The organism is Flavobacterium sp. (genome assembly GCF_036515215.1).
GTDB lineage: Bacteria > Bacteroidota > Bacteroidia > Flavobacteriales > Flavobacteriaceae > Flavobacterium.
Genome location: NZ_DATBVQ010000007.1, coordinates 25,041 through 31,691, shown reverse-complemented (window position 1 = coordinate 31,691; position 6,651 = coordinate 25,041). Strand labels below are relative to the sequence as shown.

Annotated in this window: 2 protein-coding genes and 1 pseudogene; 2 read left to right on the top strand and 1 reads right to left on the bottom strand. The window is 42.2% G+C overall.

Annotated features, from left to right (window positions below):
- A pseudogene (locus tag VIH09_RS00730) lies at positions 1-491 on the top strand (DNA polymerase IV); the annotation flags it as partial.
- A gap of 4 nt (positions 492-495) precedes the next feature.
- Positions 496-3,549 carry a DNA polymerase III subunit alpha gene (locus VIH09_RS00725; RefSeq protein WP_331576868.1) on the top strand — a complete coding sequence of 1,018 codons (3,054 nt, stop codon included), beginning with the start codon at positions 496-498 and terminating at the stop codon, positions 3,547-3,549.
- A 450-nt stretch (positions 3,550-3,999) separates the two neighbouring features.
- Here the strand turns inward: VIH09_RS00725 and VIH09_RS00720 are convergent, their stop codons facing one another.
- Positions 4,000-6,651: a hypothetical protein gene (locus VIH09_RS00720; RefSeq protein WP_331576866.1), complete on the bottom strand. Its 2,652-nt coding sequence runs from the start codon at positions 6,649-6,651 to the stop codon at positions 4,000-4,002.

Sequence of the window (6,651 nt, the reverse complement as noted above, 5' to 3'; positions counted from 1 at the left end):
CCGTGGAACCCTATACGGAACGGAAATCAATTTCGACCGAACATACCTTTGGGCAGGACACCATCGACATTCAAAAACTGAAATCGGTGCTTGTGGGCATGGTCGAAAAACTGGCTTTTCAGCTGCGATCCGAAGAATGGCTGACCTCGACTGTGGTCATCAAGATACGCTATGCCAATTTTGATACCGAAACCAAACAATGCAAAATAGCCTATACCTCAGCCGACCATATTCTGACCAAAAATGTAACGGACTTATTTGATAAACTGTACCAGCGCCGCATGCGCCTCCGCTTGATCGGAATCCGTTTCAGCGGACTCGTCAGAGGCACGTACCAAATCAACATGTTTGAGGACACCGAAGAGATGCTCTCGCTGTACCAAGCCATGGACAGGATGAAAAGCAGGTACGGTTTTGATGCCGTAATGCGTTGTGCCGGGGCAACGTTCAAACCCAATAACAAAATCGAAATTTTGAAACGCAAATCATAACGCAATGTACCTCAACTGCCACTCTTACCATTCCCTGCGCTACGGTACCATCCCACTGGATGAGCTCATTCGGCAGGCCGCCGACTGTAATGTCAAGGCGATGGCATTAACGGACATCAACACGGTGACCGGAATTTATGATTTCATAAAAGGCTGTGAAGAAGCCAACATCAGACCACTGGTGGGGATAGAATTTCGCTGCAGCAATCAATTGCGCTATATCGGCTTGGCCAAAAATGCAAATGGGCTGGCGGAAATGAACCGCTTCCTGACCAAACACAATTTCGAGAATAGCCCCTTGCCATTGGTAGCTCCTGAGTTCAACGACATATGCATCATTTATCCTTTCGAAAATGCGCCAAAAGTTTTAAAAGAATATGAATATGCGGGAATCTGTGCGGAGCAGCTTCCAAAATTGTTCCTCCCGGAATGGAGGGCCCGGCTTGACAAAATGGTGGTGCTACAATCCGTCACCTTCCGGACAAAAAGAGAATTCAATTTGCACAAAATACTCCGTGCCATTGACACCAACGTAATTTTATCAAAACTCACCGAAAACGATTATTGCAAAACATCTGAGGTAATGGTTCCCTTGGAGGAATTGCTTGCCCAATTTGAGGAGTATCCGCAAATCATCCAAAACACCGAAAAAATCATCGGACAGTGCCATTACGAATTCGACTTCAAAACGCCCAAAAACAAAAAGTACTATTCGGGAAGCCAAAAAAGTGACATGCAACTTTTGACCAATCTCGCCCGAGAAGGCTTATTGAAAAAGTACGGTAATGACAATCCGCAAGCGGAAGCAAGAGTGGAAAAGGAATTGAAGGTCATTGACCAGTTGGAATTCAGCGGTTATTTCCTGATCACCTGGGACATAATCCAATACAGCATCAGTCAGGGCTTTCTTCACATCGGTCGCGGTAGCGGCGCCAACAGTATCGTAAGCTATTGTTTGGGCATAACGGACATCTGCCCTATTGAACTGGATTTGTATTTTGAGCGCTTCCTGAATGTCAACCGCAAGAGCCCTCCCGATTTTGACATTGACTGGTCCTGGAAAGAACGCGACACCATTCTGAGGTACATTTTTGACAAATATGGTGCGGATCATGTGGCTTTTTGCGGAACCAACGTCGAATTTAAATACCGCTCCATATTCCGGGAAGTGGGCAAAGTGTTTGGCCTGCCCAAAGAAGAATTGGATCAATTGGCCAAAAACCCGATGGCCTTACACGATAAAAACAAAATCGTAAAGCTAGTCCAAGAATACGGGATGCTACTCGAGAAATACCCCAATCAGAGAAGCATGCATTCCTGCGGGATATTGATTTCGGAAGAACCCATCACCAATTATACCCCTTTGGAAATGCCTCCCAAGGGTTTTCCGATCGTGCTCTTCGACATGCACGTTGCGGAGGATATTGGCTTTGAAAAATTTGACATCCTCAGCCAGCGCGGCATTGGCCATATCGATGACAGTGTCAAGCTGATAGAGAAAAACAGGGGAATCAAAGTCGATATCCGCGATACGACTTTATCAAAAAATGAGGCCAAGGCCAATGCGTTTCTGAGCCATGGAAAAACCATTGGCTGTTTCTATATCGAAAGCCCGGCCATGCGGGGGCTGTTGCGCCGCCTCAAATGCGACAACTACAAGACCCTCGTAGCGGCCTCATCGATCATCCGCCCGGGTGTTGCCCAATCCGGCATGATGAAAGAATACATCTTCCGGCATAACCATCCGGACCGTTTCGAGTATTTTCATGATGTTTTTAAGGAACAACTCGGCGAAACCTACGGTGTTATGGTCTATCAGGAAGACGTGATTAAGATCGCTTTGCATTATGCGGGACTTCCCGCCGCCGATGGTGATATTTTACGTCGGGCCATGAGTGGCAAAGGCCGATCGAAGGCGGCTTTACAAAAAGTGAAAGACAATTACTTTGCTTGCTGCGCGCAAAAAGGGCATCCTTTGAAGTTGAGCGAAGAAATATACCGACAAATTGAATCCTTTGCCGGTTACTCGTTCTGTAAGGCACACTCCGCTTCCTATGCGGTTGAAAGTTACCAAAGCCTCTACCTCAAGGTATATTACCCTATTGAGTTCATGGTCGCCGTGATCAATAACCATGGCGGTTTTTACCGTACCGAAGTCTATGTGCACGAAGCCAAGATGTCTGGGGCAACCATACACAATCCATGCGTCAATAAAAGTGAATACGAAACGGCATTATATGGGATCGACGTCTATCTTGGCTTGATGCAGCTCGAAGGTTTGGAAACCAAAATAGCGCATTTTATAGTTAGGGAGCGCGAGGCACACGGCGAATTCGGATCGTTGGAGGATTTCATCAACCGCATTCCGATAGGCATTGAAGGTATACAGATTCTGATTTTTATCGGCGCCTTCCGTTTTACAGGCAAGACAAAAAACCAGTTGCTGGTGATTGCCAGACTGATCCTGGTCAATTTCAAACCCGAAAACAGAAACCTGATGCTCCTTCAGGAACCTATCAAGGAATATACGCTGCCCGTACTCGAACGCTCCGCTTTTGAAGATGCCTTCGACGAAATCGAGCTGTTGAGTTTCCCGGTTTCCTGCACCCCGTTCGATTTGCTGCAGACAAAATATCGCGGACAAGTAATGGCAAAGGACTTATTAAGTCACCATAAAAAGACCGTAAAGATGATCGCTTATCTTATTTCCAGAAAGCACGTGCCCACCAAAATGGGAGCCATGTATTTTGGAACCTGGATTGATCATGAAGGAGAATATTTCGATACCGCACATTTTACAAACAGCCTTCAAAAATATCCCTTTCAAGGGGGCGGATGTTATCTGCTTCTCGGAACTGTCGAGGTTGATTATCATTTCCCCACCATTACCGTCAGCAAAATGGCCAAAATGCCCTTCGTGCCCGATCCGCGTTATTCCAACACAAGCGACAGACAATATAAAGTGCACGAGCAGATTCGGGAAGATGTGAGCATGACGCATCGGGCGCCCTATCCACAGGAGCACGAAATTAATCTACCAAGGCATAAAATGGGTTAACCAAAAAAATTAAAACGACCTGAATCAAAAAATGGAAAGCAATTGCATAAAAAAAACCCGAAACTCAGGTCTCGGGTTATTTGATGCATCTCAATAATCAGTCTTCTAAATCCCCCAGTTTTCAAAGGCATGAATCATTCTTCTTACATTATTAATATATTCATGATGATTATAAATCGTGCCATTTTTTCTTTCGCTAAAACTATCATTTATTTCATCCCCAACACTGCTACTTGAATAGTTTACAATCGTTTTTTATTTTATTGTTTTTATCTACAATAAATTACCTATGCATTGACATATCAATTTTTATGCACTTGAAAAACCGCCTTCTAATCATAGGGAATTCTCAGCCGAGAAAAATCAGTTGATTTTGTCCAAGATTGTCAGACACAAGACATCGACGATAGAAATTTTACTTACAAAAAGTACTTTTCACTCGCATTCTATTTAAGGTAACTCCTTCTGTTTCCGCAAAATAAAATCGATGCCGTCAACGATATCGCCTTCTGCAGATGTCTTTATCGTGAAATATTGGCATGGTGGATCCGCCACAAAATTAAGATTGCTCAGCTGCTCCATATCTACGCAGGCTCTATATTCCCCTGGTTTAAGTCCCAGTTTGTATATGTAGCCATCTGACTCCGAAAGTGTTTCCGCCACGACTGTTTCGCCGTCTTTTTTGTATATTTTAATAGAAATTCGGCCTATCCCTTTCAACGAATTTTCTTTATCGATATATGTCATACCACTAATTTCTCCCATCGAGAGAATAGGCACGTCAATACGTTTGAACTGATTTGGATCTACTAAAACTTGGTAGGTTTTGTGTTTAAAACGCCAGGCAATATTATCTAAATCGGCATCATTAAATGTAACCCTATAATTGGTAAACGAATTCAGGTTCGGAATACGCACTATGGAGTCCTTTTCGCTAAAAACGGCCCTTCCCCCATCTACTTTTGCGGCAGTTATTTTTACCAAATGTTCTCCCTTATCGAAAATACCATTTTGGTTTAAATCTAGGAAAGGATAGAGAATAATGCCACCTTTACCTACTGACGAGTTATTAGTGGAATTAATGTTGCCGTTCCCTGCTCCAAAAGCCAGACTCCCTTGCGCACTAATGGAAGTACTGCCGTTCCTCTTGCTTTGCGATGTTGAAACGGAAGATCTTGCGAAAGAAAAATCGTATTTGCAGCCCACATTTAAATAAAAATCATTTGATAGCATATTTCTTTGGAAAGAAGCCGAAAAATAACCTTTTGCAATTCTTTTTTCCAACGCTGTTTCATAGGACATTAATACGGCGTCACTGGCATTATAACGCACTGACGATCGTAAAATATAGTTATTTCTAAATCTATACCCCAATACTAAATCATTTGTAATATAGGGATCTTTCTGGTCTACCCAATTGATTTGTGTTGATGCATTGGCATTAAATTGTTTATAATAGGCCGAAAACATCAGATTGGAATAGTTATAATTAAATTTATCATAAACCAGCTGGGAGTAATCCATTCGAAAATAACCACTTACTTTTTTGTACCGAAACGGAACAGACAGCTTCGCTTTCCGCTCTTCAGAAGCATTAAATAGAGTCACCCTTTGTCCTTCAACGTATTTGGCATAATCAAGTTCCAATAATACATCTTTGGTAATATAGTAATTTAATAATCCCTTAGTTCTCACTCCGTGAACATACTCCCAATTTAACGTCAATTTACTAAAAGGCTGAGCAGTTACTGTCGCAAATGGAATTAGACCACCGTCAGGCAATGAGGATAAGTATTCTATACCTCCGCCGACAGTTAAGATGCGGTTGACACCATAATTAAATTCCCCTTTCCCGAAACGACTCCCAATACTATCTTGGACTATACCGGCGGATAGCCCATATTCAAACTCATTAGGAGCTACAACAGTATAAGGAACATTCATTTCCCGTTCTTCCGTACGCTCTTCTCCGGTAGGACCGTAATATTTTAATTTTAGTGTTGTGAAACCATAAACAATTGGAACTTTAAATATAAAGGCCCCGGATGCGTCAGCTGTTGTAAAATCAACTAAAACATCGTTGATATACAACTCCACTGTCCAATTGGGTTCCGTAATTTCATCGATGATATAACTTCCTTTTGCTTTTCGAACCGTGGTGGGTGAGTTTCGAATGCTGGCTCCCACTATCGGAGCGTTAATAAACGAAATCGTCGGAACGCTTATTTTACCCACTTGGGCTTGTTTGATGAAAGTCTTATCGTTATCTATCCACCTCCATAGGTACTGCAGCTGCCGATTGTCAAATTTGTATTGATCGTAATAATTCACGGAAATATTGGCCTCACCATAGAGCAATTCTGTTCCCAGACTTAAACCAACAACATTATTGGTGCTGCCTTTCCAGTTTTGAAATGAGGAAGCGACCCAGTCCAGGGTACCGAGCTTGAATAAATGATAGTTTCGATTGATAGCGGTATCTGCGACCATTTCGCCTTTTACTTTTGCAATATTGGATCGGATTTTCTCCAGCCGCATTTGTTTCACAATGGGCAACTCAAAATCTGCTTTTAGTTTTATGGTTAAGGATCTATAGTTGAAATCCAGAGTGATCCCGAAAGCTTTTGCAAAAAGGGAGGGTTCCATATATAAGCTCCCTGATTCTTTTAATAATTTATCTTGAGCCTTAATTACCCTATCTCCCACTTTTATTAGCCCTTTTGCAAAGTCAATGGAATAGGGCTCGTGGTTGTTTCCAATGAATCCCTCAAAACTAATTCCTTTCAAACCGTCAGTACAGGGTATTTTTAGTGCTCTGAATAAATCTTCGATATTAATAAACAATAAATCATCGTCTGTATATATCACATCCAAATCAAAACTGCCTACCCCTTCAATAATTACCGTTACCGGAAATAAATCATAGTCGACCGGATCAGTCGATTTCTCCTTTATGAAACTGTCATTAGGTTTTTCCTCATGAGTGTTGAAAGAGCATAAAAGAATAGCTACAAATAAAATTCTAATTACAAATGAGACTTGAGAGGTCACAATTAATCTAAGAAATGCGGCATAATATACACTATAGTCCTTTTTCGGCAT

Bases quoted from the DNA above. Each gene is read 5' to 3' on its own strand.
- VIH09_RS00725 (WP_331576868.1), top strand. From the start codon at position 496: ATGTACCTCAACTGCCACTCTTACCATTCCCTGCGCTACGGTACCATC.
- VIH09_RS00720 (WP_331576866.1), bottom strand. From the start codon at position 6,651: ATGCCGAAAAAGGACTATAGTGTATATTATGCCGCATTTCTTAGATTA.